The following is a 26126-nucleotide window of genomic DNA, read 5'->3' on the forward strand; positions in this document are numbered from 1 at the left end:
CTATGTCACTCTCTGCTCGCCTAAGGTAGTCCTTCCGGACCAGTCACGGACCAACGGCGTGTCCTTCATAGACACGGAAGACAAGATGCTGTGCTGCGGCCAGCCGCGCTCCAAAGCCAAGACCTCCGTTTGGCGGAGGTCCGGTGAGGAGGCCTCTCGGGCCGATGCGGACCGCCCCCTGGCGGCTCTGGACACCGTCAGGACAGGGGATCGGCAGCCGACCTTCGCGGCTGGCTCGGGAGTCAAGGCCTGTGTCGGCCCGGAGGTGTGCCACCACGCCTAGCATTTCGCAAACCCGGGCCGGACCTCGGCCACGACATCCCGGTGACTCTGTTCACGAGAGCGTTCTCGTGAACAGAGCCACCATGGTTAACGAACCAGCCGATCAGGACTGTTGCCGCCTCCATCTGCTCGCCAGCAAGGCGCCGGTAACCTACCTGCGGCGCCCTTTCCGCCGAGCACGGGTAGTACGCGAAGGCTGTCGGCGGGCTGCCGTTGCGGATAGTTCGGAACTGATCGGACCGGGCTGGATGCGCACGGAGACGAGGGCGGCCGCAAGCAGTCCATTGTCGCTCGCTTCGGCGAACCGGTGGTGGACTTCTGCAGGGTTCGATATGAGTTGCCGATGCGCGGCCGGGTCGCTGAGAGTAAGGCCGTAGCCGTACAGCACGAGCACGCTGCCACGGTCGCGGGCTACCTGCCGCCACCGGCCTGATGCCGTCGCATTGGCGCGCGCAATCACGGTCCCGTCGTCGTGCTCGAGGGTCAGTCTTCGGCCCGCGATGGTGAGCGTGAGGTGCTGCGGTGAGGGAATGGTCGGCTGCGGCCCCATCAGACGACGCAGACCCTTGCCGCAGGCCCGGTGGATCTGCAACTCGACTGACTCACCGTTCTCGAGCAAGGTGGCGCCGAGCATCTGATGAGGCTCAAGGATGACCAAAGCCCTCGACGCCGGCAGCAGCTTCTTGACTTCAGGCAGCAGAATGTCCAAGGTGGAGCGGCCGGCGAGGAACCCGTAAACGGGGTCGGTGGACAGCGACAACACTGATTGGCAGCCGGCCTCTTCGTACACGGCACGCAGGTCCTCATTGACCTGCAGCATCGGCGAGAATTCGGCGAGCACGGAATCGCCGGCCTCTTGCTGGAGGCGGTGTGCGGTCTCCCCCGCAACGGCTGATAGCCGCGGAATCAGCCCCTGGTAGATCCTCTCCCACACACTCCCGGCGTCATGCGGATCGGTGAACGTCTTGTCCCTCAGGCGGGCAATCAGCCCAAGCGGATCCGCGTCGTCGGCGCGCTCGTGAACGGCGCGCCAGCCTTCGTGGACCGCCTGCAACAAGATGAACCGGGCTTCGTCGGTGCCCGTCTCGTACGCCGGATTGTCGGCGATGCAGGTCTCTTGCAACAGGCGCCCGAGCAACTGCACCGCACGCTGCTCCCCAGTCAGCACCCATTTCCATGCGGCCTGACAGCCGACGTTGTGCACCAAGTGATGAACGGCAAACCCGTGGAGAGTGTGGGGCCCAACATAGGGCAGGAAGTCGGTGAAGGCAGCATCGGCCTCGACCCATTTGTCCTGCAGAGCCAACGTCTCAACCAAGAGACGCCTCAGGTCGGCTGTGCTCGAAGACCACGGTTCGGCACATCTGACCAGGGCCTTGGCAGCGGCACGCCGGGCGCGCTCTGCCTCTCCCCGACCGATCAGGTCCTGGATCACCAGGAGATCCTTCGCCGTTCGCTCCTTCTCGCCTGAGGGCAGACCGTCGACCAAGGCACGAAACCCCTTCAGCAGGTCCTCCAGCCTAGGGTCGGATTCTCTGCGTAACTGCATCTGCAGGATCAAAGACGCCTGGGCTGGCAGGTCGGCGACGTTATCGTGCAGACGGCCCCCAAGCCGGCGCAGATAGGTCAGCACAGGGCCTAGGTAGCCGGCCATGCAGGCGGCGCCGTCCTGCTTACGCAGATGAACGAGATGGGCGAGCGACGTGCGTGCCTGGGCAGCCATTCCCTCATCCGGGTCACCAGCCTGCACCAGCCATTCCAGTTCCAGCTCCAACAGCCGCTGCGCGGACTCGTACTGGCCGTGGGCATGATGAAACGCGGCGAGGTTGCCCATGAGCAGCGCCGTGAACGTGTCTGCTGTCCCTGCCGAGCGGATGTGCCCCACAAGGGCAGTAGCGTGCTGGGCCAGCTCCCAGGTCCGCTCGGCCTGGCCGGTCAGCAGAGCTCCACGCAGCCAGCGGTCCGTGTGGAAGGCAAGAACGGACAGACCGGCCGTGGCCTCTTCCCCGTTCATCCCCAAGTACCGGGAGATAATCTGCTGCAGTACCGAGTTCATCGACACGGTGTCATCACTGCCCGGGAACGACTCGCCCCGGGCCGGCAGCGGCTCGTCCCACCGCACGAGGGAGACGTTGAGCAACTCGCGCATGACCTCCCTTACCGGCACATGAGCCTCATCGAAGACCAGCCATCGGGGAGAAGGGGGCATGTTCTGGGGCTCGTAGAACGCGCATGCCGCAGCCAGATGCACCGGCACCCGGCGCGGTGCGAGCCAGCACAGCGCCGCTACCGTGATCAGAGTCGGATGCAGCAGCCCACGGCCTTGCGCACTTCTCGCTAGGCGATCCATTGTCAGCGCGACTGCTGCGGCCAGAGTTCGCGGGTAGCCGGCGGGCACCGACTGCTCATCGTCGGCAGCCCGGTGAACCAGGGTCTCCGTATAGGCTGCAATCCGCTCCACGCCCACGCCGCAGCTGGCCAGATAGCCACACGCCACCTCGATGGCCAACGGCCAGTACTCCAATGCGTCCGCCAGCCGGAACAGCGCCGATGCGTGCTCGGCGGCCTCCTGCGCACCGACCGACAGCCGCAGTTGCAACAGCTCAAGTGCTTCCTCGCGACTCATCGGGTCCAGATCGATGCGTCCATCCACCCTTGGCCAATGACCACCCAGTGCCGTCGCGATGACCCGGCCGCGCCCCTGCCGGGGAATCCAAGCGCCCACAACGGACGCGCTCGCGTCGTCAAGAACCATGAGCCAACGCCCTGGCAGCGACTGCAGCTCGGCGTGAACCCGCTCACGTAACAGCCTCGGATCCCGCGCCTCCGTCTGCTCCGCCCTACCTGTAAGGTGCGCCAGCACCCGGACGAACGACGCCACCAAGGATTCTTCGGTCTCAGCATCGACCCAAAACACAGCGTCGTAGCGGAAGGCCTGGCCCGCGACGTACGCGGCAGCGAGACTGGATTTCCCCAGGCCCGACAAGCCCGTGATGACACACATCCGCACACCCTGCTCTGAATCCTGTCCACCCAGCAGAACCTCGCCCACCTTCTCGACGAGGTGTGCCCGGTCCACCTCCGGAACCGGAGGCACCTGCCCGAACACGATGCTCAGATCCTGCCGCCCCAGAGCCGAACGCAGCTCCTCATCACCGACCAGCACCGACCGGCGGAAATCACTCACATCCCACTGCGCCAGACCGGGATCAGCCGCCCGACGCATCACCTCGGCCACCAAACAGCCCAGCACAAGCCCACCGGCCCGACCGGACAACCCCCGCCCAGCCCTCTCCCGCTCCAAACGCAGCGCACTGTGGAGGTCTTCACGCAACTGCTCATCACTGCGGTCATCGAACTCAATGCCCGCACGCCCCAAGCGCTCCCAGTGCTCCTCGGACAACGCCTGGCAGAGGCCCCAGGCGGCCGGAGCCCGTACCAGGAGTTCCTCGAGCCCCACCTTGAGATGCGCAGCGTCACCACCGTGACGCTTCAGCAGCTCACCCAGATGCAGACATCCTTCGTCCGGCACAGCGGACGTGATCAAACGGTACTGGTCGGCTTCGAAGCCGGTGACCAGATGAACCAGCACCGACACAGCCTCGCGTGCCCTCACGGTCCGTCCCGCACCAGCACTCTTCACCTGCACCGCGAGCAGCGAGCGACCAGAGGCATCGACCAGATCGAAATCGACCGAATCCACATGGCGGACGGACACCGCATTCCCGGGCCCCTCGACACGACAAGCAGTCGCCTCACCCTGCTGCATGCCGCCCAACAAAGCCTCTACCGTACGCAGGTACTGATACTGGAACCCGCGAGCAGCAACGCGCCCACCGTCGATCGCCACGCAACCCCCTCGAAGTCGAGCCCTACTTCCGGGATTCAGACTAGGCGCGAGGTAGGACAGCGAAGGGCGGCCCGGCCACATGTGCGATGGCTTTCAGCCCAGAGGAGCTCATCTCCAGATGCGAGGCCAACTTCCGTGACGGCTCCCCCCAAGCCCGCGGGCAGGTGACGTACCGCTACGCCTGGCCTTTCCGTCCCTCTGCCACCCCGGCGGAATCGTTGTAGTCGAGGCCTGTGTCAGTGCGCCACGTTAGGCTCGCAAGCTGAGACCGATGGGGGAGTTACGTGCTCGATCGTGCGCTGACCGCAGATGTCCCGCTTGGCCCGTTCCAAGATCACCCCATTCCCGTCTTCTCGGCGAAGGGTAGAAACTCCAAGTTGCACGCCCGCCTCACCTGCACCCGGCTGCGCGCCGACGGCGCCGTGACGTCCGCGGTGCCGCTGAACTCCGACATGCTCGGCCGGATGTGCTCCAGCTGCGCGCACCACGGCGATTGGGGCCGCCCTGACGGCGGCGTCGGCCTCTTCCTCCGTGCACTGGGCGGCTTCGGTCTTCTCTACCAACTCCAGCGGTACACCGAGACGGACCCGGACTACGCGGTGGACCAGGACGAGGAGCACGACGACGAGGCCTGGGAGGTCCGCGACGATGCCGAGCGCCTGCGCGAATCGGTGGCGTCCGCGTGGCGTGATGCCGCGCGCAGTCTCCACCTCGCCCAGGCGACCGTCGCGGCGTTCCCTTGGCTCGCCGACTGGGCCCGGCCGAAGGTGGCCCTGAAGGAGCAGTACCTGGAGACGCTGCGCGGGCAGGCGGCCCTGTTCCTGACCCCCGCAGGGCTGCTGGCTGCGGCGGTGGCTGCGAGCATGGACGAGCCCGAGCCCCCCTCCGGCGAAGGTGCGTTCGCCGCCATCGGCGACAGCACGGAGGTAGCCAGGCGGCTGCGGGCGATGTGGTCCGCCTGGCAGAGCAAGGCCCTCGGCAGCTGGGGCCTCCCCGGCGACTCCTTGTTCACCTACGGCGCCCTCCACGGCATCCGCCAAAGCCGCAAGGGGTACGCCGAAGCCCGCGTAGCAGTGGGCCGGTTGCTGGCGTCGTGGGAGGACGAGGCACGCCGGATCGCCAGTGCCGCGGATATCGGGGCAACGGCGGTGGTGACTGTACACCTTCCGGAGATCCGGGAGGATGAGACGTACGGGCCGCACCGGCACGAGACGGGCCTGCTGGTCGGCCTCGACGACTGGACGATCGGGGTCCTCCTCACCCATCTCACCGGCGCCGACTGGGGCCGCCGCCGCCTCACCGTCTGCGTGCCGCGGCTCATCTCCGACCGGCTTCTCAGCCGCTCCTCGCTCCTGCACTGCGAGCCCGCAACCGCCACACCCGAGGCGGTTCCAGCCATGGCCGAGGCGAGCCCACTGGGCCCCGGCGTCTTCGACGACACGACCGTGCACCAACGTCGGCCGCTCACGGCGGACCACCTGCGGCTGCTGCGCTCGGTCGGGACTGCCGAGGACGAGCTGTACATGGTGTTTTCCACGGACGGTGGGGCAGAGGTCCTGCCGTTCCCAGAGCTCGAGCGCCGGGCCGCCCGTGGCTGGCGAGGTGTTCTCATCGCCAGCTCAGCGGACCTGCCCGCCGCCCTGCTCGAACCGTGGTCAGGCGAGGTCGGTCAGCGACCCGCGGACCAGGACAGGTGGTGGCCGGAGCGCATGCGCAACGCTAACGACCCACTGTTCGGTGAGGAGCTCGGCCTGAACTCGGGGGCCCAGCAGGCCGCGTGGGTGGTGTTCGGTGACGAGGCGAGGCAGCGGGAGCGCAATCTGCGTCTGCTCGCGGTGGCCCGTGGTGTCCGGGACCTTCGGAGTCTCGATGCCGGGTACGACCGGGCCGGACGCTCCCGCAGTCTCCCGAGCGCGGTGTGGCACGGACTCCTCGCCCACGGCCAGGACTTGGACCTGGAGCCGTTCGAAGCACCCGGGGGCAGCGGTTGGACGCCCGGTGGCAGCGGCATCCCCCTCGGGGTCCTCGCGGACGTCCAGGTGTACGCGGCCAACGCGGACCCCCGGTTCCAGGGCAAGGGGCACTCACCGTTCTGCTCCCACACCCGCGAACGCGGCGTAGTCGCCGGCGATGATCTGCTCACCGTTGCGGACCTGCTCAGCGGCAAGGACTTCGACTGGTGCAGCAAATGCTCGGGCTACGCAATCCGCCGCTTGACGGACGTCCAACTCGCCCATTACCGCGCCGCCCACAGGCTCCACGACATCGCCCAGCAGCTGGATCCCGGCCGTAGCGGGTACGACCCCGGCCGTCTCGAGCAGCTCGCCGAGCAGCTCCGGGAACTGGAGAAGTGGGACCCCGACGTTGAAGACCGCTGCTACACCGAGGACTCCCGCCGGTGGCGCCGCATCGTGCACGAGCTGCTGGCCCGGGGTCACTCCGCCCGCGCCGACAACACCTGAACCTCCAATCTGCCGAACTGATGAGGACCCCATGGACAGCGCTCTGTCGCAGCAAGCACTCGCGACTCGGCTGCTTAAGCGGCTCACCACACCGCTGCGGCTGGCCGGCTGGATCGAGGAGGAGCAGTGGTACGAGGAGGAGGAGGGGATCCCGGCTGACGCCGCCCTGTCGGTGGAGCTGTCCCGATCGAACTTCCACCTGCACGTCAGCTGGTACCCCGGCAGCTGCCACCTCGTCGTCGACGATCCCACCGACGGCTGCGACTGGGTCGAGAGCCTACCCCCGCTGTTCCCGCTCGACGAGCCGCTCAGCATTGACCTGAGCACCCATCCCACTCAGGCGGCGAAAACCGAGGCCGCCCGTCGAGCTTTTGCTGCGGCTGGACTCCTCGACGCGACCCGAATCCACCTGTCCAAGGACGCATTGGCTCTGTGCCACAACCTGGTCCTGCTGCTCTGGGCCGACCACATCCACGATTCGATCGCCCGGCACCGGCGAGGTAGCGACGGCCGGGCCGCAATCGAGGCTCTTGGCGAGGAGTTCTCCTGGCGGATCGGCAGCGGACTGCGTACCTATCCGGTGATCGTCCCCGACGCAGTGCCGGCCGCGGCGGCCCGTGGCATCGCCGAATGGTGCTGGCGCCGCGAGAGCGACGTCGAGCAATGGCATTTCAAGATCGACGACATCGCCATGGCGCGCGCCAACATCGCAGCCACCCGGGCCGTCTTGCCCCACGTCCACCCCGAAGGCGTCGACTGGCCGGCCGTGCGCCTCGCTCTCACCGTGCCTTCCCGTCGGCTCGCGAACGGCCAAGCCCTACAGGACATCTTCGAGGAGGGATGGGCGCCGGTTCTTGCATCCATCCACCGGGAGATCGACCTTTGGCAGCAGGTCGACGAGAACCTTGGCCCGGAAGCCACCCTCCGCCTGCTCTCCATGCACGGCTCCCACACCGAGTCGATCGGCGAGTGGTGGGGATCCGGCTGGTACGAGACGATGGTTCGCCGTGCAATTGTCCGCGCGGCGAGCGACGGAAGCCTCCCATCGGTCGTGCCGAGCGCTTTCCCCGATGTGGAGCAGTTCGCCGAAGTGGCCGCCGGGCACCCCGACCTCCTCGACGACGACACCCTCTCCTGGCTCACCAGAGCCGTTTTCGAGGAAGGCTCTCTCCTCCGGAGCGCCGGCTTGCCGTCCATCACGGCAGTCACCCTTCCGGACTGGGCCGTACAGGATCTCCTTAGCCTCCTCCCGCCTGATGACGAAGCGGCGGAGGTCCCGGAGAGCTGCGGTGAGTGAGCCAGCCAACGATTGCGCCATCTCATTGCCGGAAGGCCGAATACTGGTCGAGATCGTCGCCGCAACGCAGATCAGTCTGTGGGATCCTCGGAGCTGAAAACTCGTACAACATTTCGACAACCCCTTAAGCAACATGTCCGTCCCAGTACACCAGGACGGCGAGGCGGAGCTGCTTGCCAGGGGAAACGGCACCGACCTGCGCCTGCGGAATCCCCCGCCGTTCGGCTGATCCATTCCCTGCTCGCTGCGACCCCGGTCACGAACATCGTGTAGACGAGTGCCGATGGACTCCTGCATGTGAGCGGCCCCATAGGCGCGCACAAGTCCGCTGGTCACATGGGCAGCGACACTGCAATCTGCGGCAGCGGCGGACACCGCTTGCATTTCAGGAACCTGGTTCCTGCCCAACGGTCAGTGCCCCGGACGCTGCCGCGCGGACGTGGAGCGAACAACTGGCACGGGGTCACATCCGACGGCCCCACGCTGCGGATGTGCAGCACAGCGCCCCCTCCCGATAGCCCACCACCCTCCCGATCATTCCCAGAACTTCCCAGCGCACCCCCATCCCCTCCGCCCCAGGACTGCCCGGACCAAGATCCGGACCATTTCCGGACCAGCCCACGCCTAGGATCCGCACCAACTGCCGTTTCCGCTGGTCAGCGTGGGTTCCACTGCTGTACCGCCAGCAGACGAAGAACCTTCTCGTCAGTTATTCCCCGAAGAAGCTGGGCTTCTTCTAGAGCCTCAAACCGGGTGCCTGGAGCGGCCGTTGCGCTTCGGGCATCCCCTTTCGCCTCAGATGCCTATTGACAAGGGCGCATGGGTGCGGACCATGAGCTCCCGGCCCGGGTGTGTAGGTTGGCTGCCCGTCGCTGCCCCGCTCGGGCTCGGCGCGACTCTCTCCCCCACAGCTCCAGGAGGCCCCGGCATGCCCTCGTTCCCCTCTTCCCCCGTCGGCGCCCGCCCCGGCGCGGCCCCTGAAACGGCAGCCGCTGTGTGGCAGGTGATCACCACCATGTACGAGGCCTACTCGGCCGGGGACCGTCCACGGGTCGACGCCTGTCTGGACCCGGAGGCGACCGTATGGGATTCCGGGACTGCCGGGCTGCTCTTCGGGAAGCCGGACCTGGACCGGGTGCGCGAGGAACGACCGGCCGGTGGTGGGGGGCCGGTGGAGATCGGGCTGGAGCCGTACGGGCAGGTCGTGGACGTCTTCGGTGACATCGCGGTGCTGCGTTTCTGGCTGCGGGTGGACTTCGCGCCCGACCCGTCGGCCGGTGAGCTGCGCCCCGAGCTGGTCCGCAACACCGCGGTCTTGCAGCAGGGCGTCGACGTGGGGTGGCGCATCGTCCACCTGCACGAGGACGTGCAGCAGCCGGGCGGTGTCCCCGTCGGCGATCGCTGAACCGGGCACGGCGCACTGCGGCAGTCCACCACCTGTGCGCCGTGCACAGCCCTCCCCGGAAGCCTCGGGCTAGCGTCCTCGGCGATCCCCTGAGAAAGCCGGGAGGCGGCATGACATACCGGGTGGCCATGGACATCGGTGGGACTTTCACCGATGTCGTCGCCTATGACGAACACAGTGGTACGTATTTCGCGGCCAAGGCGCCCACGACGCCGGGTGACCTGGCCGAGGGAGTCTTCGCCTCGCTGGGCCGGGCGGTGGACTCGCCCGGCGACATCTCCTTCTTCGTGCACGGCACCACGCAGGGCCTCAACGCCCTGCTGGAGCGCAAGGGCGCCCGCGTCCTGCTGCTCACGTCGGCCGGGATGCGGGACGTGTACCACATCGCCCGTGGCAACCGGGACCGGATGTTCGACCTGCACTACCGCAAGCCGGAGCCGCTGGTCGAGCGCTGCGACACGATGGAGGCGGGCGGCCGCTTCGATTGGCGCGGCATCGAGCTCGAACCCCTCGACGAGGACGCCGTGCGGGCCGCCGCCCGGCGTGCGAAGGACGAGGGCTTCGACGCGGTCGCCGTCTCGTTCCTCTTCTCGTACGTCAATCCGGACCACGAGCTGCTGGCCGGGAAGATCCTGGAGCAGGAGCTCGGCGAGGACAGCGAAGACTTCGTAGTGGTGCTGTCGCACCGGGTGGCGGGCGAGTGGCGCGAGTACGAGCGGACGAGCTCGGCTGTCCTGGAGGCGTACACGGGCCCTGTGGTGCGCCGCTATCTGGGCCGGATCGAGGGGCGGTTCGCGGAGCACGGCCTGACCGTCCCGGTGCAGGTGATGCAGTCCTCGGGCGGCATCGTGAACGCCTCCTACGCGCGCCGCCACCCCTTGCAGACCCTGCTGTCCGGGCCGGTCGGCGGCACCATGGGCGGCGCGGCGGCCGCTGGCCTGTTGGGCCGGCGCAACGCGATCTGCGTGGACATGGGCGGCACCTCCTTCGATGTATCGCTGGTCCTCGACGGCCGTCCCGATGTCTCCAACGAGGGCTCGGCGGACGGCTTCCCGGTCCTGATGCCGCTGGTCAACCTGCAGACCATCGGCGCCGGCGGCGGCTCCCTCGCCTATGCCGAGGCCGGGGGCCTGCGCGTGGGCCCGGAGTCCGCCGGAGCCGTCCCCGGCCCGGCCTGCTACGGGCGCGGCGGTACCCAGGCCACCGTGACCGACGCCAACGCGGTGCTCGGTCGCGTCGACCCGGACTGGTTCGCCGGCGGCCACATGACGCTCGACGTGGCCGCGGCCCAGCAGGCCGTCGCTGCTCTCGCCGGTGAGCTCGGTCTGGAGCCGGTGGAACTGGCGAGCGGGATCTGCGACGTGGCCAACGCCAAGATGGCGCAGGCGATCCGTACGCTCACCGTCGAACACGGCCTGGAGCCCGGCGAGTTCGTCCTGCTAGCGTTCGGCGGCGCGGGCCCGATGCACGCCGTGGAGATCGCCCGCGAGCTCGGCATCGGCGAGGTCGTCGTGCCGCGTTTCCCCGGCGCGTTCTCCGCCTGGGGCATGCTCGGCACCGAGGTCCGCCGCGACCTCACCCGCCAGTTCTTCACCCCGGGCGCCGACCTGGACGGTGAGGCCATGGCCCGCGCCCTGGCCGACCTGGAGGACGAGGCGCTGGCCGCACTCGCCGAGCAGGGCGTCCCCGTGGAGCGGCAGCGGGTCGAGCACGTCGTCGACATGCGGTACGAGGGCCAGGACTACACCCTCGCCGTGCCGCTGCTCGCCGCCGCCGAACCGGCCGGCGAGGATTTCCTCGCCACCGCCGCCGAGCGCTTCGCCACGCTCCACGAACGCCGCTACGGGCACGCCACGCCCGAGGCGCCCGTCGAGTTCGTCACCCTGCGCAGCACCGCGCTCGGCGCGCTGCCCGAGTCAGCACCGGTGCCGTACGCCGCCGACGAGGCCGGCCACGACACCGTCCGGCAGCGGCCGGTCGTGTTCGGCGGCCGCACGTACGACACCACCGTTCTGCGCCGCGAGCGGCTCGCGCCCGGGCAGTGCCTCGACGGCCCCGCGGTCATCGTGGAGGCCACCTCCACCACCGTCGTCCCCCCGGACTCGTCGGTCGCCGTCGACGAGAACGGCTTCCTCGTCATCAAGGTTGGAGCCACGGCATGACCGACACCGGCAGCCGGGTCGTCGACCCGGTCACCACCGAGATCATCCGCTGCGCGCTGCTGCAGGCCGCGGAGGACATGAACACCACCCTCATCCGGTCCTCCTACACACCGACCATCTACGAGGCGAAGGACTGCGCGGTCGCCCTCCTCGACCGGGACCACAACGTGCTCGGCCAGTCCTCTGGCCTGCCGATCTTCCTGGGCAACCTGGAGGTGTGCACCCGGGCCACCGAGGAGATGTACGGCGCGGACGTCTGGAAGCCCGGCGACGTGTGGGTCCTCAACGACTCCTACATCGGCGGCACCCACCTCAACGACGTCACCGTCTACGCGCCGATCTTCACGGAGGACACCGCCGACGGTGAGCTGATCGGCTTCGCCGCGTCCCGTGCGCACTGGATCGACATGGGCTCCAAGGACCCCGGCGGTTCGATGGACTCCACCTCGATCTACCAGGAGGGCCTGCGGATGGGCCCGTTGAAGATCTACGAGGGCGGCGAACCCTGTGAACAGGCGCACTCGTTGATCGCCCGCAACGTCCGCTTCCCGCAACCCACGCTCGGGGACATGCGCGCCCAGGTGGCCTGCGCCCGTACCGGCGCGAGGCGGTTCGCCGAGATCGTCCGCCGCTGGGGGCTGCCGACCGTGCTCGCCGCGCGGGACGCCATCTTCGCGCAGACCGAGCGGCTCGAGCGGGAGCAGATCGCCGCCGTTCCCGACGGCGTCTACGAGGCGACCGGCTACCTGGACAATGACGGCATCGACCTGCGTACGCCGCTCCACGTCACCGTGCGCGTCGAGATCGACGGCGACCGGATGACCATGGACGTGACCGACTGCGCCGACCAGGCGGCCGGTCCCGTCAACTGCGGTGCGGCGCAGACCGTCGCCGCCTGCCGGGTCGGCTACAAGCTGCTGGTCAGCGGCGATGTCCCGCTCAACGGCGGTTCGTTCCGGCCGCTGAAGGTGGTCACCCGGCCGGGCACCATGCTCGCCGCCGTCGAGCCGGCGGCGTGCCAGTACTACTACTCACACCTCGGGCTGGTCATCGACCTGGTGGTCAAGGCGCTGGCGCCCGCGGTGCCCGCGCGAGCGGCCGCCGCGAGCTACGGCGACTCGATGATCGTGCAGTTCACCGGGACCGACCCGCGCAACGGCAGGCTCTTCGTCTCCCAGGAGGCGACGGTCGGCGGCTGGGGCGCGTGGCAGACCGACGACGGCGAGTCCTGCCTGATCAACAACGTCAACGGCTCCCTGCGAGACATGCCCGTTGAAGTGCTGGAGACGCTGTTCCCCGTACGAGTCACCGAGTATGCGATCCGTGCCGACTCCGGCGGGGCGGGCCGCACCCGTGGCGGCAACGGCGTGGTGCGCCAATACACGTTCGAGGCCGACCAGAACCTGTCGCTGTGGTGGGAGCGTTCGGTGACCCCCGCGTGGGGTGTCTTCGGCGGCGGCGCCGGCGCGGCACCGCGCGTCGTCCTCAACCCCGGCCGGGACGGCGAGCGCGAGCTGCTCAAGGTGAACGCGCTGGCCGTGCGCCGGGGCGACGTGCTGCGCTGCGAGAGCGGCGGGGGCGGCGGCTTCGGACCCGCCGCGGAGCGCCCCGCCGAGGCGGTACGGGAAGACCTCCGGCAGGGCCTGCTGAGCCGTGGGCGGGCAGCGTCCGCCTACGGCGTGGAGGCCTGACGTCCCACCGCTCCAACTCCACCCCGAACCGGGCCCGGTTGCCGAATCCCCCACGCGGCGACCGGGCCCTCCCCACGTGAGGGCGCGGTCACCGCCCCTTCCCGCTCAGGACTCGGCCAGCAGGACGCGACAGGCCAGGTGCAGGGGGAGGCGCTGGGCGGGGTCCTCGGGGTCGAAACCGAGCGAGCGGATGCGCTCCAGGCGCGCCGCGACCGTGTTCCGGTGGACACCGAGGATCTCGGCCGCCGCCGAGGGGGCGGCGCCCTGGTCCAGGACGACCGCCAGCGTACGCAGCAGCGTTCCGTCCCGGTCCGCGGCGAGCAGCGGGGCCAGCACGACCTCGGCGGGCCGCCGCAGCGCTTCCGCGGGCAACGCGGACAGCAATTGGGCGGGCCCCATACGGTCGGCGCGGACCACCGACCCGGGTACCGCGGCGACCGCCGCGGCGGCCCTGGCGTCGGCGAGCGCCACGCCCAGCGTGCCGGTACCGCCGGCCGGACCGGCCACTCCCCCGGCGAGCGGCAGCTGGTCACCGATCGCCCGGACGGCCGTACGCAGCTGGGCCTCGCCCTGCCGCAGCCACACCTCCGGGTCCGGGGCCGGACTTCCGACTGCCGCGGAACGCCATGACACCCAGCAGTCCTCGTACGCGATGAGCGGTCCGCCGATGCCGTACCTGGCCCAGAGCGCCCGCAGCGCAGGTCCCGGTGCGGGCCCGGCGCCGGCCTCCGCGGCGCCGGCCGGTCGTAGGGCGAACGCGATCAGGGGCCCCGTCAGCGGCCAGCCGAGCGCCGCCGCCTCGGCCCTGACGTGGGCACGGGCCCGCTCGTCCCCCTCTTCGGAGAGATGCGTCAGCTGGTGCAGCAGCAACTCGCTGCGGCGGTCATGCTGTTCCTCCGCGAGGCGGCGGGTGGCGGCCCATGCGGTCAGCGGGGGCGCCGCCAGCCGCAGCACCGCTTCGACGGTCGACGCCCAACCCGCCTCCTTCGACCGGGAGTCGGCCACGAGAACCGCGAGCGGGTGTCCGTCGGGCCCCGGCACGTCCAGCCGCACCGGGTGCGCGGAGTCGAGTGCGGCCCGCCGCCCGGCCAGCATCCCACCCACCGGGTCGGTGAGCGCCAGGGATGTCGAAGGCAGCGCCGCGTGCAGCGCCGCCAGTACGCGCTCGGCGTGCGGGCCGGCGGCGGCGAGGCGCTGGGCGGCGTCGGCCAGCAGCGCGGTCCGGCCGGCGTCCGGCCGGGACACGGCGGAGGCGATCCGTACGGCGCCCTCCAACGCGTCGCCGCCGATCAGCAGCAGTGGAACGCCGAGGCGGTCCGCGAGTGCGCCCGGCGGATGCGCGGCCACCGCCGTCTCGGGTACGACCACGCAGGCGGCCGCCTGCTCCCAGGCCTTGCGCAGGGCCATCTCCACGATCCATCCCGACCGGGCGAGCGCCTCGGTGAGGACGACCGCGGTGTGCGGGCGCAGGTCGTCGAGGGCTTCGCGCCGGTCCACGATGCGCACGTCCAGGACCTGGGCGTCGCGCCCCGTCGTACCGAGTATGCGTACGCCGGGCAACGGGCCGTACTGCACCAGCTCCGCGACGGTCATGGGTGCGGGCGGGTCGGTACGTCTCACCACCGGGTCTCCTCGGGTCGTTCCGCGTCGGCGTGTCCCGCCTGCCACGCATCCGGCTCCGGGTCCGGGCTCAACAGGATGAGCCCGCCGGCAGCAGCCAGCCGGCGGCCTTGCGGGGTGTGCCAGGCGGGTGCGGCGGGGATCACGACGATCTCCACCTCGATGCCGGGCATGGCACGTTCGACGTCGAGCACCCGCTGGTCGGCCGCCGACAGCATCAGGATCTGGTCCGGCGCCGCCGCGGCCGGCGCGCCGTCGGCGAGGACCAGCAGCACCTCGTTGTGGGCCTCCAGGCGGAACCGTCTGTGCAGGCCCTCGCTCTCGGAGACGACCACGCTGGTCGGCCGGGACGGCAGCGCCGCGCCGCCGGCGGTGTCCGGCCCCGGCGTCGCGGGGTGCTCCACGGCGGCGATCCGCCCGATGCCCAGTCGACGGGGCCGCGGCTGCCACTGCGCGAAGGGATCGCCATGCGTCGGGCGCCCCGCCGCCAGGGCCCGGCTCACGGTGCCGGGAACCACGGCGGCCGCCAGTCGGTCGCCGTCCACGGCGTAGCAGGCGGCGACCGCCCAGCCTCCGGCGGCGAGGACCAGCGGCCGTACGAGCTCCTCCACGCGGCTGCCGACCGCCTCGACGACGACCACGTCCCCGGCGGGCGTGGCCAGGGCGACCGGGGCGACATCGATCCCGGTGATGGTGAACGTGGTCTGTTCCAGCAGGGGGAGCACTCGTCCGCAGCCGTCCCCGTCCACCAGTGGCAGTCCGCAGGACGCCGCCGTGACGACGGCGAGCAGGGCGTTCTCGGCCGCGGTGTTGAGCGGCACGACGGCGTCCGCCGCCCTGCCCAGGCGGCGCTCCAGCGCACGGACCGCCCGGCGCGGCTCCTCGCCCGTGGGCAGCTGCTCGGCCAGCGCGGCCGAGGAGCCGAGCAGGCTGACCGTGACGCACATCTGGCCGGAGCCCAGGTCGCCGGGGCGGATCAGCGGCACCGGTCCGTGCTCTGCCAAGGCTGCCCGCGCCCAGTCGAGGCTCGCCCGGTACGAGGAATGCTCGGCGCCCGCTGCGAGTACCAGCGCCCCCTTGGCGAGATCCTCCAGCCCGGCGGCGTCCACCACGGTCTCCTCCCCGGGCTTCATGTGCGGCGGCTACGGGTCATGACGGGATTCCCGAGGGGGATCCGACGGCACGGACGCGGAGGCGGTGAACACCCTCGGGCAGGTAGGACACGGGGGTGTGGGCGGCGAACGCGACGTGGGCGGTGGCGGGGGCGGCACCCGCGGCGACGACCCGGGCCAGAGCCTGGTCACGGGCGAGCCCGAGGAGCCGGTCGAGTTCGGCACGGCCCCCGGCGACGGCGACCTGATCGACTTCGGCCACGATGTCCGAGCGGGCGGCTCCGTAGGCCGCGGCGGCGATGGCGGCCGCCGGATCCTGGGCCCGTACGGGCACCAGCCCGCAGTCGCCGCCCGCCGCGAGAAGCACACCGCCGGGGGTCCGTCGCCGGACCCTTTCCACCAGGTCGGCGACCTGCTCGGCGCCGGTCCGGACGAGGTCGGCACGGGGCAGCACGTCGGCGCGGATCCGGGCCAGGTCCAGGTCGACGCCGCCAAGGCCGGGGCCGACGTCGAGGCGTTCCACTTCGCCGTCGGTGACGCTCGCGCACCGGAATTCCGCGGCCCCGGCGTCCACGACCACGGCGCGGTCCGCCCCGGCCGCGAGCGCGGCACCCCGCACGGCGCTCGCCGTGGTGGAGGCGATGGCGAGGACCGGATAGTGGCGGAAGTACGCGGCGGAAACCAGTCCGCCGGTGTTGCGGGCCAGGTGCAGCGGCGCCCGGAGACCGCCGACGCGCAGCGCGCGTTCAGCCGTGTCGCTCACGCGTGCCGCCCACGGCCGCAGGGCGGCGTTGAGGACGGCGGTGTTCTCGCGTTCCCGCAGCCCCGACCGCCCGATCTCGTGCGACAAGGTGATCTCCGCGCCGGGCACGGCTTCGGCGATGACCTCGGCGGCGGCAAGCTCCGGGGCGGGGCGGGTCAGCGCGCCGGCCGCCGCGACCGAGAAGGCGGTGACACCGTCGTCGGCGGCCCGCCGCGCGAAGTCCGCGACGGCCGCCCGGTCGAGCGGGGCCAGTCGCCGCCCGGTGAGCGCGGATCCGCCCGAGACGACCGCGTGGAGCGGCCCCACCTCGTGGGCGGCCTGCGCAGGCCAGCCCGCGAGCGGCCCGAGGGACGGATGGCTGGGCGGGGCGATCCGCAGTGCGGCTACCGGTCGCAGCCGGGACGGACGGCGCTCCAGGTCCGTGGTGAGGCCGACGGCGTCCACCTCACCGGCCCGATCCCCGGGCAGCTCGGCGAGCACCGCGCGCAGACATTCGCCGAGGCCGGGAACGCTGTCCACCACCGCGCGCGCCACCGTCCGACCGCCCGGCCCGACCAGCACGGCGACGGTGGTGACGCGTCCCACGTCCACTCCCAGCCTCACCTGCATGATCCTGTCACCATCTGCCCCTATATATCACTCCAGATCGCGGCCCTCGGTCTCCGGCAGCGGCACGGCCACAACCAGCGCCACCACCAGGAACGCAGTGATGAACAGCACCGTGGAGGAGAATCCGGTGGCACGCGCCAGCAGGTACCCGACGGCCGACGGTGCGACCGAGGTGGAGATCAGCTGAGCCGCAGTGGCCCAGGAATACCCGGTGGCGCGCAGTGCGGTCGGGTAGAACTCGCCGTTCCAGGTGTTCCAGACACCCCACGCGCCGAGGCTGAAGAACGACAGGGCGAAGTTGGCGGCGTACAGCTGCGTGAGGCTGCCGGAGCAGGCGAACAGCACCCCGCTGACCGCAGCGGCCGCCACGTAGGGCAGGAAGACCTTCTTGCGGCCGAAGCGCCCGGTCAGGTACGAGGCCGAGACGTAGCCGGGGATCATGAAGAGGGCGCTCAGCGCCACGAAGCCGAGGCTGCTGGACATGCTCAGCCCCTTCTCCATGAGCAGGGTGGGCAGCCAGGTCTGCAGGCCCCAGTAGCCCCAGTTGAACGCGAAGTTCACGATCAGCATGAGCACGGTGATGCGCAGCAGCCGGCCGCGCAGCAGGGCGAGGGGGTTGCCGGCCCGCTCGGGCTCGACCACGGCGAAGCGGGCGCCCTCGGGAACCTCGGCGCCGAGCTTCAGGAGCACCGCCCGGGCTTCGGCGTGCCGGCCACGCGCCGCCAGCCAGTACGGGGACTCGGGCACCCAGGCCCGGATCGCGAACACCCACAGGGCCGCCAGCGCGCTGGCCACGGCCACGACGTGCCAGCCCATCCCGGACAGCGCCTGGGTCACCCCCACGGCGGCGAGCACGCCGATCGGCCAGCCGATCGACAGGTAGACGGCGGCCCGGCCGCGCAGCCCGACCGGGAGCAGTTCGAGGAAGTAGGGGAAGGTGACGGTGTAGATGCCGGCCAGGGCCGCCCCCGAGAGCACCCGGGTGACCATCAACGTGGTGAAGTTCGGCGAGAAGGCGCTGGCCAGCGCCACGGCACCGTACGAACCGAGGCTCCACAGGCACACGCCGCGGCGTCCGATCCGGTCGGCCACGGGCCCCCAGACGAGCGCGCCGGGGATCATGCCGAGGGCCACGGCCGACAGAACCCACCCGATCCGTCCGGCGTCGAGGGCGAAGGCCTCTCCGAGATCGGCGGAGACGTAGACGAGAGCGAGCTGCTCCCACGATTCGATGACGAAGGCCATGAACAGCGCGAGGGCGATCAACACGTGGGCCTTCCCGAACGCCATGCGTTCGAAGTAGGCACCCACGGGCTGCGGATCGCCGGCCCCGTCCGGGACTCCGGCGACTCCGGACTGTACTGAGACTGCGCTCATCGGCTGCCCTCCTGACATTGGTACCGAGACGCACACCATCGGGTTCGGTGTGAATGCGAGGCACCATAAACAGGCCACCACGACCGGAACCATGCTGCGAGCACAGCCAACCTGGTGGTGAGTGTGCCCGGCGCACAGACATCCACCTGCCGCCGCTCCGATGCGAGGCAGCACCCGTCTGCAGGTCAGTTGCTCCCCCGATAGGTGCGCAGGGCAATCAGGCGGCAACCACGAGAGCCGAGTCTGCGCGCCGTGAAGGTCGGTACCGCTGTTCAACGGGGGCTGGTCCATGCACAGCCCCCATCAGTCGGCGGCCCGGCGCCTGCCCCGTCGGCGGCGCGGGTACGGGAAGAGCCGTGGCGAGCGTTTGGCGGCCAGGTCCTCGACCCAGCCGAAGGTCAGCACCAGCAGGCCGAGCAGCGGGATCGCCACCAGCAGCGTGAACCACGGGCTGGCCAGCAGCCACCGGAGGTTCGTGTAGAAGAAGTGGACGCTCCAGAGGGGGTCGATCAGCGGAACGGCGACCACCAGCGCGGCCTCGTGCCAGAGGTAGACGCTGACAGCGCGTGCGTTGACCAGGCTGACCAGGCCGTTCCAGCGTTCCAGCGGCCTGGGCCACTGCTCCCAGGAGGGGCTGACGTGGAGCAGGATGGCGACGAAGCCGAGGGACCACAGGGCCTGGGCGACCGGCCAGGACTCGATGTCGGTCGGTTCGGTCGGATCGACCGGCCGGGTCTGCAGGTACCAGAGGCCGGCCACCATGATCAGCGGTGCGATGGACGGCAGTACGTACTGCGGGATCTTCTTGAGCAGCCCCTCCTGGTGGGCCATGCCGAGGATCCAGCAGGAGCCGAACATGGTGAAGTCGTTGGCGGTCTCCCACACCCGGCTGTAGATGAACTCCTGGTCGGCGAAGAACGTGTTCATGACGATCGTCAGCGCCAGGGGCGTGAACAGCGTCACCACCGGAAACCGCCGCAGTGCCCCGAGCATCAGCGGTGAGAGCAGGACGTACCAAAGGTAGGCCCGGAGGTACCAGAGCGGGACGATGATCTGCGCCGCCCAGGTGTGTTCCACGTGATGGTGGAAGCCGGCCAGCTCGTCCGCGTACGGCGGGGTGCTCAGCGGCAGGATCCAGAAGGCCAGCTTGGCCCACCACCAGCTGGGGTGGCCCTCGGAGTGGGGGCCCCAGCCGTCGAGGATCTCGAGGGCGATCATGACGGCGCCGAACAGCCACATCGGCGGCAGCAGCCGGCGCAGTCGGCCGCGGATCACGCCGAGAGCCGGACGGCTGAGCGAGCGGGTCATGAGCGAGCCGGCCAGCGCGAACATCACGCCCATCGACGGGAAGGCGAGGGGCAGCCAGAACCAGCCGAAGTTGTGGTAGAGCACCACGCGGCCCAGCGCCAGCGCGCGCAGCAGGTCGAGATAGCGGTCCCGGCCGCCCTTGCGCTCGGTCGGCGCCTCCGGCTCCGGCTCCTGTCGCAGCGCGGCGGGGACCCTCAACTTGACGGTGTCGTGGGTGCGCCCGAGGTCGATGGATGCAGTCACGGTCGGGCCTCCACGGGAACAGCGACCTCGCCGGTGCGCCGGAGCTTCTGCCACCGAAGCCGGCCACCGGTCATCGCCGTGATCGCGGACTGCAGCAGGACGATGTACATCAGCTGCCGGTAGACCAGTTGCTGGATCGGCAGGCTGATCAGATGCCAGGGCTTCTCGCGGTCGAGCCGGAAGGCGTACCAGGACAGTGCGGCCTGGAGCAGAATGAAGCCGCCCCAGCTGGTGAGGGTGATCGGGGCGTCCCCGAACAGCACGCCGTACAGCAGGAACATGTCGACCAGCGGCGCCAGCAGCGGGGCGACCACGCCGAACAGCACGACGAGCGGCAGCCCGAGTCGGCCGAAGCGCCCGGCCGGGCCGCGGGAGGTCACCGCGCCGCGGTGCTTCCACATCGCCTGCATGCTGCCGTAGCTCCAGCGGTACCGCTGGGACCAGAGCTGCTGGAGGCTGGCGGGAGCCTCGGTCCAGGCGCGGGCGTGCTCGGCGTAGACGATCCGCCAGCCGTCGCAGAGCACCGCGATGGTGATGTCGGTGTCCTCGGCGAGGGTGTCGTCGCTCATCCCGCCGACCCGCTGCAGGGCCTCCTTGCGGAAGGCACCGACCGCGCCGGGAATGGTCGGGATGACGCCCAGCATGTCGTACATCCGGCGGTCCAGGTTGTGGCCGAGGACGTACTCGATGTGCTGCCAGGCGCCGATCAGGCTGTCGCGGTTGCCGACCTTGGCGTTGCCCGCGACCGCGCCGATCGCCGGGTCGCCGAAGGGCTGGACCAGCTCGCGCACGGTGGACGGCTCGAAGACGGTGTCGCCGTCCATCATCACGATGATGTCGTGCGAGGCGGCCGCGATGCCGGTGTTGAGCGCGCTGGACTTGCCGCCGTTGACCTGGCGGATCAGCCGGACGAACGGCAGGTCCATCCCCTCGACGATGTCCGCGGTGCCGTCCGTGGAGCCGTCGTCGATGACGATCACCTCGATCGGATAGTCGCTGGCAGCCAGGGAGTTGAGGGTGTTGGCTATGCACTCGCGCTCGTTGTAGGCCGGGACCAGTACGGTGACCGGCCCGGTGACCGGCGGTCCCCAGGCGTCCCGCCGCTTGGAGCGGCGGGCGTGGATCGGTGCGAGAACGAGCATCAGCGCGAACCGGCCGAAGTTGAGGAAGCCGACGAGGGCCAGCAGCCAGACCAGCACCGGCAGGGTGAGCACGGCGACGTGGGTGGCCCAGATGAATCCCTTGCCCGCCCACAGCTGGAAACCGTGCACCGGCACGGTGGCGCTGGAGGCGCCGAGTGCCTCGGAGATGGTGGTGAAGCGGTAGCCCTGGGCCTGCAGCTTGTCGATGATCTGTACGAGCGCGGTGACGGTCTGGGTACGGTCGCCACCCGCGTCGTGCAGCAGGATCAGCTCTCCCGCACCGGGCTTGGACGGCATCGCCGCTTTGACGATCTCCGCGACGCCGGGACGCTTCCAGTCGTCGGTGTCGCGGTCGATGAACGCGGTGAGGTAGCCGCGCGCGCCCACGTACTTGATCACCGGGTAGTTCCAGTCGTCCAGCGCCGAGGCGTCGGAGGAGTACGGCGGGCGGAACAGCGCGCTGTGGACGCCCGCGACGCCGGCCAGCGCCAGCTGCGTCTGCGCCATCTCCCAGCTGATCCGGGCGTGGGACTGGTACACCAGGTCGGGGTGGGTGAAGGTGTGCACGCCGAGTTCGTGGCCGCCCGCGACGATCTGCCGGATCAGCTCCGGGTTGCGCGTGGTCATCGCGCCGGTCACGAAGAAGTCCGCACGGATGTTGCGGGCCGCGAGCACCTCCAGGATCTTCGGGGTCCACTCCGGCGAGGGACCGTCGTCGAAGCTCAGCACCACGGTGCGGTCCGGGATGTGATGGCTCACGGGGTGCTCGTTCTTGCTGCCCCGCGCGTCGATGATCGGACCACCCTTGAGCAGGTTGTCCGGCACGGTCGTCTTGTCGACCGAGATCGCGATCCGCGAGTCGTGGAACGCCTCGTTGGTGGCGAGGCCGCGCAGGACGAGGAGCGCGAGCAGGCAGGCCAGCAGGGACAGCGGCATGAAGAAGCGCAACGGCGGCGCGGCCAGTCGGCGCGGCCTGAGCAGGGACTGCCGGCGGCGCTGGTGGCGGGACAAGGGCGCTCCTGGAGATGGGTGGTGCGGACGATCAGGGGCGCTTGGTGGGTCGCTCTGAAGGCTTTGCCCCGCGCGGCGCGGTGGCCGTGGCCTTCGATGTGGTGGCCGTGAGCTTCGGTGTGGTGGCCGAGGTCTTCGTCGTGGTGGCCGAGTTCTTCGCCTGGGGTGTCGCAGACCGCGTGGCCGTCCGGGCTGCGGACGACGCGGACGACGGGCTGGGCGACGGCGACGGCACGGGTGAGGGCGACGGGGCGGGCAGCCGTGAGGGCTGCGCGGGTATGCCCATCGCCGGGGCGTCCGCCTGCACACCGATCAGGCTGCTGCCCATGGCGACCGCCAGGATCGCGCCGACCACGGAGACCGGCCAGCCGAAGCCCCGCAGCAGACGACCGCGCAGACCCGACTGGTCGACGAACACCGGCGCGGGAGCAGCTTCCTCAAAACTTGACTCAAACATGCCAGGATCCGCCCGGCGCGCCGATTCGCGGTCGATGGAAGTGATGACTGGGCGCACCTTGCGAGGCCTTTCAGTGCAGGGTACGTAGACCGCGGGACAGCAGGGCGAACGCTAGTGCACCGGCCTGAATCGAATTTGGCTCGATGTATGCATTTGGCGCGATCTGCTCAGGTGTTGTAATCAGATCGAAATGCCAATGGGACGTACCGATCAGTAGTCAGAATTCACGGTCGCCGGGTACTGATCGACCACTTGCGAGACACCTTCCGAGCCGACGGCCTCCGGCTCGAGCACGTCCGGATCCCGGCCGCGCACGGGGCGGTAAAGCCCGCACACTTCGTTTCGCTAGGATGCCCCCCTCGTGTGATCAGTCATTTGATCCTCATGCAAAAGGGCGTGTCCAGGTACCGCCTAAACGCCCCAAGGAGCCCGTGTGAGCCAGCCCCGCCGCACCTCTCGTCGCCGCGCGTGGACCGTGCTCACGCTGCCCGCCCTCCTGTGCGTGCTCGCCGCGTGTTCCGGCGGCCCCGCACCCGGCAGGGGTGCCGATGCCGCCGGCGCCTCGCCGACCCCGTCCGGACCGCCGGGAACCCTGTTCGACGACTTCCACTACAGCGGCCCCGACGACCCCTCGCTCACCGCCCACGGCTGGGAGGTCCGTACCGGCGGGGGTGGCCCAGGGATCAAGGACACCTGGTCCGGCTCCGGCGCCAGCTTCCCCTCCGACACGACCGCCCAGGGGGGCCGGATCCTGCAGCTGCAGGCCTCCACCGACGGCACCAAGCAGGGCACCAAGCAGGTCGAGGTGCAGAGCACCGGCACCGACCTCTTCACGGGGACCTACGCCGCCCGGGTCTACCTCAGCGACAAGCCCACGAGCGGTCGCAACGGCGACCACGTCGTCCAGACCTTCTTTCCGATTTCCCCCTCGGACTCCTCGGCGAACTACAGCGAACTCGACCACGAGTACCTGCCGAACGGCGGCTGGGGTTCGGTGGGTCCGCAACTCGACAGCGTCAGCTGGTACAAGGCCGATCCGCCGGACCGAGTCAGCCACACGTTCAAGCAGCACCTTGAGGGTTGGCACATCATGATGATCACCGCTGTGAACGGAAAGGTCACCTACTCCCTGGACGGAAAAGAGCTGTTCACCAGCTCCGGCAAATACGTCCCGCGCGAGAAGATGGACATCCACTTCAGCAACTGGCTCATCGACCTTCCCTTCACCGGTGGTCCGCGCACGTGGAACATGAAGGTCAACTGGTTCTACTACAAGGCCGGTGAGGCTGTTTCACAGGCGGAGGTCCAGAAAACGGTGGACGGCTTCTACAGTTCCGGCACCAACTACATCAACACGGTGCCGAAGTCCTGACTCCGGACCGGGGTCCGGCGGCCGCCATTCGTTCCTGCGATCGGCCAACTGCCGCTCCGAAAAAGGCAAAAGCATCCCGCCGTTACGGCGGCGGATGATCCTCGGGCGGGTACCGGTGTGACTCGGGCCGCGGCTCCATGCGGGCCACCACGTCCGCGAGCCGCGCGCAGACCCGTTTGATCTCCTCATGCGTTCTGTCGCGTTCGGTGATGACGGCCGCGAGAAGGAGAGCCGTCAGCGCTGTCGTGCCGTTGAAGGCCTGGAGCGTGACCATGTTGGCAAAGACGTCCTCGCCGACGAACGGGCCTCTGTCGCCGTCGGCAGCCAGAATCGCCAGCGTCGACACGGCGAGCGCGCACGGCGCTGCGCCGGCCAGCCGGAAGCGGAAGGCCGCCCAGATCAAGAACGGCGAGACGAGGAAGAGCAGGTTCGAGTCGCGCGTGCGCGTCGCCAACAGCGTGACGAAGACCGTACCGAGCGCCAGCGCCAGCGCCTCGAACCATCGGCCGGGCCCGGCCCGCGACGGCCACCGGGCCTTGCGCAGCACGAGCAGGAAGGGTGTGACGACAAGGATTCCCATCGCGTCACCGGTCCACCACACCGACCACGTCGGCCAGAAGTCGCTCGCATCCAGTGCTCCGGAGAGGACCAGCACGCCGCTGCCGATGGTCGAACTGATCACCATCCCGGCGAGCGCGCCGAGGAAGACCAGTGCCAGTACGTCCCGCAGGCGGTCGAGGTCGTTTCTGAACCCGGCTCTGCGCAGCATCAGGCAGGCGCAGACCGGCGCGAGGGTGTTGCCCGCGGTGATGGCCAGTACGGCGACCAACGACGGCCCGAGGAACACATTGACCAGGAACGCGCCCAGTGCGATGCCCGGCCAGACGCGCAGCCCCATCACGAGCAGCCCGGCCAGCGCGACGCCGGTCGGCGGCCACAGGGGGGTGACCTGGTCACGCACCAGTTGCTGGAGAAGGCCGACCTGTGCGGCCCCGTAGTAGACGGCGGCGACGGCGAGGATGCGCAGAGCGGCGGACCCGAGACGCCCCATCTCTGCGCTGCCCACGACAGCAGTCTGCGCTCAGATCCCGCCACCGGCGACCCCAGCGACCCCCATCGGTCCGGGCGGCTCCTGCGGGCCGTCGTAGCGGACGACGAGGACTGCGGCATCGTCGCGGTGTCCCGTCAGATCGGCCACTTTGACGACGGCGGAGGCCAGCACGTCGGGATCGGCGTCGAACCCCGCGCGCACCAGTTTGGCCACCTCGGCCAGACCGGACTCCATGGGGTAGTGCGGGCCCTCCACCACTCCGTCGGTGAGCAGCACGAGCACCCCTGCCTCTGTCAGACGCCGGTGGGTCACCGGATACCGCTCGCCCGACACGATGCCGAGCGGCGGCCCGCCGCGGTCGAGTGCAATGCCGTGACGGCCTCCGGCTGTGGCCCAGACCATCGGGACATGGCCGGCCCTGGAGACCGTCAGATCGCGGCTGACCGGGTCGAAACGAAGGAAACAGCACGTCGCGAAGAGGCCGCACCCCATGGCGATCAGCAGATCGTTGGCGCGGCCGAGTACCTCTCGGGTGTCGCTCGTCGTCTGCGCGAGGGCGCGCAGGCTGGTACGCACCTGCCCCATGAAGGCGATGGCCTCCACATCATGACCCTGCACATCGCCGACCGTGAGCCCCAGTGACCCGTCGTGCATGACGAAGGCGTCGTACCAGTCCCCGCCCACCTCCAGACCGCCTCGTGAGGGCGCGTACCGGGCGGCCAGGTGCAGCCCGGGCAACTCCGGCAGCCCGGGTGGGAGCATGTGGCGCTGCAGGGCCACGGCGAGCTCGACCCTGGCCCGCTGGTACTCGATCCGGTCCAGGGCCTGATCGACGAGCTGCCCGAGAGCGACCAGAAGTCCCTGCACGTCGTCGGGCTGCTCGGGACGGTGTCCGCGCATCACGGCTCCTGG

The 26126-nt window shown here is 69.9% G+C and carries 16 protein-coding genes; 7 read left to right on the forward strand and 9 right to left on the reverse strand.

Annotation, left to right across the window (positions count from 1 at the left end; all coding sequences use genetic code 11):
* Nucleotides 1-433: 433 nt before the first annotated feature.
* Nucleotides 434-4132 (reverse strand): NB-ARC domain-containing protein, encoded by a 3699-nt coding sequence (locus ACZ5WG_RS06485; protein ID WP_468721096.1) that lies wholly within the window; start codon nt 4130-4132, stop codon nt 434-436.
* 377 nt (nt 4133-4509) lie between these two features.
* Here ACZ5WG_RS06485 and ACZ5WG_RS06490 point away from each other — a divergent pair, with 377 nt between their 5' ends.
* From ACZ5WG_RS06490 to ACZ5WG_RS06510, 5 genes are all read left to right on the forward strand, one after another.
* Nucleotides 4510-6594, forward strand: coding sequence for a hypothetical protein (locus tag ACZ5WG_RS06490; protein WP_468721098.1), 2085 nt, complete (start codon nt 4510-4512; stop codon nt 6592-6594).
* A 31-nt stretch (nt 6595-6625) separates the two neighbouring features.
* Nucleotides 6626-7891 carry a hypothetical protein gene (locus ACZ5WG_RS06495; RefSeq protein WP_468721099.1) on the forward strand — a complete coding sequence of 422 codons (1266 nt, stop codon included), beginning with the start codon at nt 6626-6628 and terminating at the stop codon, nt 7889-7891.
* Nucleotides 7892-8819: 928 nt separating this feature from the next.
* The gene (locus ACZ5WG_RS06500) at nt 8820-9296 is read left to right on the forward strand and encodes a YybH family protein (RefSeq protein WP_468721101.1); all 477 of its coding nucleotides are present in this window, start codon (nt 8820-8822) and stop codon (nt 9294-9296) included.
* 110 nt (nt 9297-9406) lie between these two features.
* On the forward strand, nt 9407-11458 hold the full coding sequence (locus ACZ5WG_RS06505) for a hydantoinase/oxoprolinase family protein (RefSeq protein ID WP_468721103.1): 2052 nt from the start codon (nt 9407-9409) through the stop codon (nt 11456-11458).
* Complete coding sequence (locus tag ACZ5WG_RS06510; protein WP_468721105.1) at nt 11455-13149, forward strand: hydantoinase B/oxoprolinase family protein; 1695 nt, start codon at nt 11455-11457, stop codon at nt 13147-13149. The genes ACZ5WG_RS06505 and ACZ5WG_RS06510 overlap by 4 nt, the downstream gene beginning before the upstream one ends.
* 105 nt (nt 13150-13254) lie before the next feature.
* Here the strand turns inward: ACZ5WG_RS06510 and ACZ5WG_RS06515 are convergent, their stop codons facing one another.
* The 6 genes from ACZ5WG_RS06515 to ACZ5WG_RS06540 all read right to left on the reverse strand — a co-directional run bounded on the left by ACZ5WG_RS06515 (nt 13255) and on the right by ACZ5WG_RS06540 (nt 22271).
* Nucleotides 13255-14769, reverse strand: a complete 1515-nt coding sequence (locus ACZ5WG_RS06515) for a PucR family transcriptional regulator (protein WP_468721106.1) — start codon at nt 14767-14769, stop codon at nt 13255-13257.
* Nucleotides 14766-15902, reverse strand: coding sequence for a DUF917 domain-containing protein (locus tag ACZ5WG_RS06520; RefSeq protein WP_468721107.1), 1137 nt, complete (start codon nt 15900-15902; stop codon nt 14766-14768). Before ACZ5WG_RS06520 ends, ACZ5WG_RS06515 begins: the two co-directional genes overlap by 4 nt.
* A gap of 16 nt (nt 15903-15918) precedes the next feature.
* Complete coding sequence (locus ACZ5WG_RS06525) at nt 15919-17253, reverse strand: hydantoinase/oxoprolinase family protein (RefSeq protein WP_468721109.1); 1335 nt, start codon at nt 17251-17253, stop codon at nt 15919-15921.
* A 27-nt stretch (nt 17254-17280) separates the two neighbouring features.
* Nucleotides 17281-18630, reverse strand: a complete 1350-nt coding sequence (locus ACZ5WG_RS06530; RefSeq protein ID WP_468721110.1) for an MFS transporter — start codon at nt 18628-18630, stop codon at nt 17281-17283.
* 303 nt (nt 18631-18933) lie between these two features.
* Nucleotides 18934-20181, reverse strand: a complete 1248-nt coding sequence (locus tag ACZ5WG_RS06535; protein ID WP_468721111.1) for an acyltransferase family protein — start codon at nt 20179-20181, stop codon at nt 18934-18936.
* Entirely contained in the window at nt 20178-22271 is a 2094-nt protein-coding gene (locus tag ACZ5WG_RS06540; RefSeq protein ID WP_468721463.1) for a bifunctional polysaccharide deacetylase/glycosyltransferase family 2 protein, read from the reverse strand. Before ACZ5WG_RS06540 ends, ACZ5WG_RS06535 begins: the two co-directional genes overlap by 4 nt.
* Nucleotides 22272-22348: 77 nt before the next feature.
* Here ACZ5WG_RS06540 and ACZ5WG_RS06545 point away from each other — a divergent pair, with 77 nt between their 5' ends.
* The gene (locus tag ACZ5WG_RS06545; protein WP_468721112.1) at nt 22349-22879 is read left to right on the forward strand and encodes a hypothetical protein; all 531 of its coding nucleotides are present in this window, start codon (nt 22349-22351) and stop codon (nt 22877-22879) included.
* 345 nt (nt 22880-23224) lie between these two features.
* The gene (locus ACZ5WG_RS06550) at nt 23225-24163 is read left to right on the forward strand and encodes a glycoside hydrolase family 16 protein (protein WP_468721113.1); all 939 of its coding nucleotides are present in this window, start codon (nt 23225-23227) and stop codon (nt 24161-24163) included.
* A gap of 82 nt (nt 24164-24245) precedes the next feature.
* Here the strand turns inward: ACZ5WG_RS06550 and ACZ5WG_RS06555 are convergent, their stop codons facing one another.
* Both ACZ5WG_RS06555 and ACZ5WG_RS06560 read right to left on the reverse strand, forming a co-directional pair.
* Nucleotides 24246-25214, reverse strand: coding sequence for an MASE1 domain-containing protein (locus tag ACZ5WG_RS06555; RefSeq protein ID WP_468721465.1), 969 nt, complete (start codon nt 25212-25214; stop codon nt 24246-24248).
* Nucleotides 25215-25244: 30 nt separating this feature from the next.
* Nucleotides 25245-26114, reverse strand: coding sequence for a PP2C family protein-serine/threonine phosphatase (locus tag ACZ5WG_RS06560; RefSeq protein WP_468721115.1), 870 nt, complete (start codon nt 26112-26114; stop codon nt 25245-25247).
* Nucleotides 26115-26126 lie beyond the last annotated feature (12 nt).

The sequence above is a fragment of the Streptomyces sp. NPDC032745 genome (assembly GCF_055579465.1).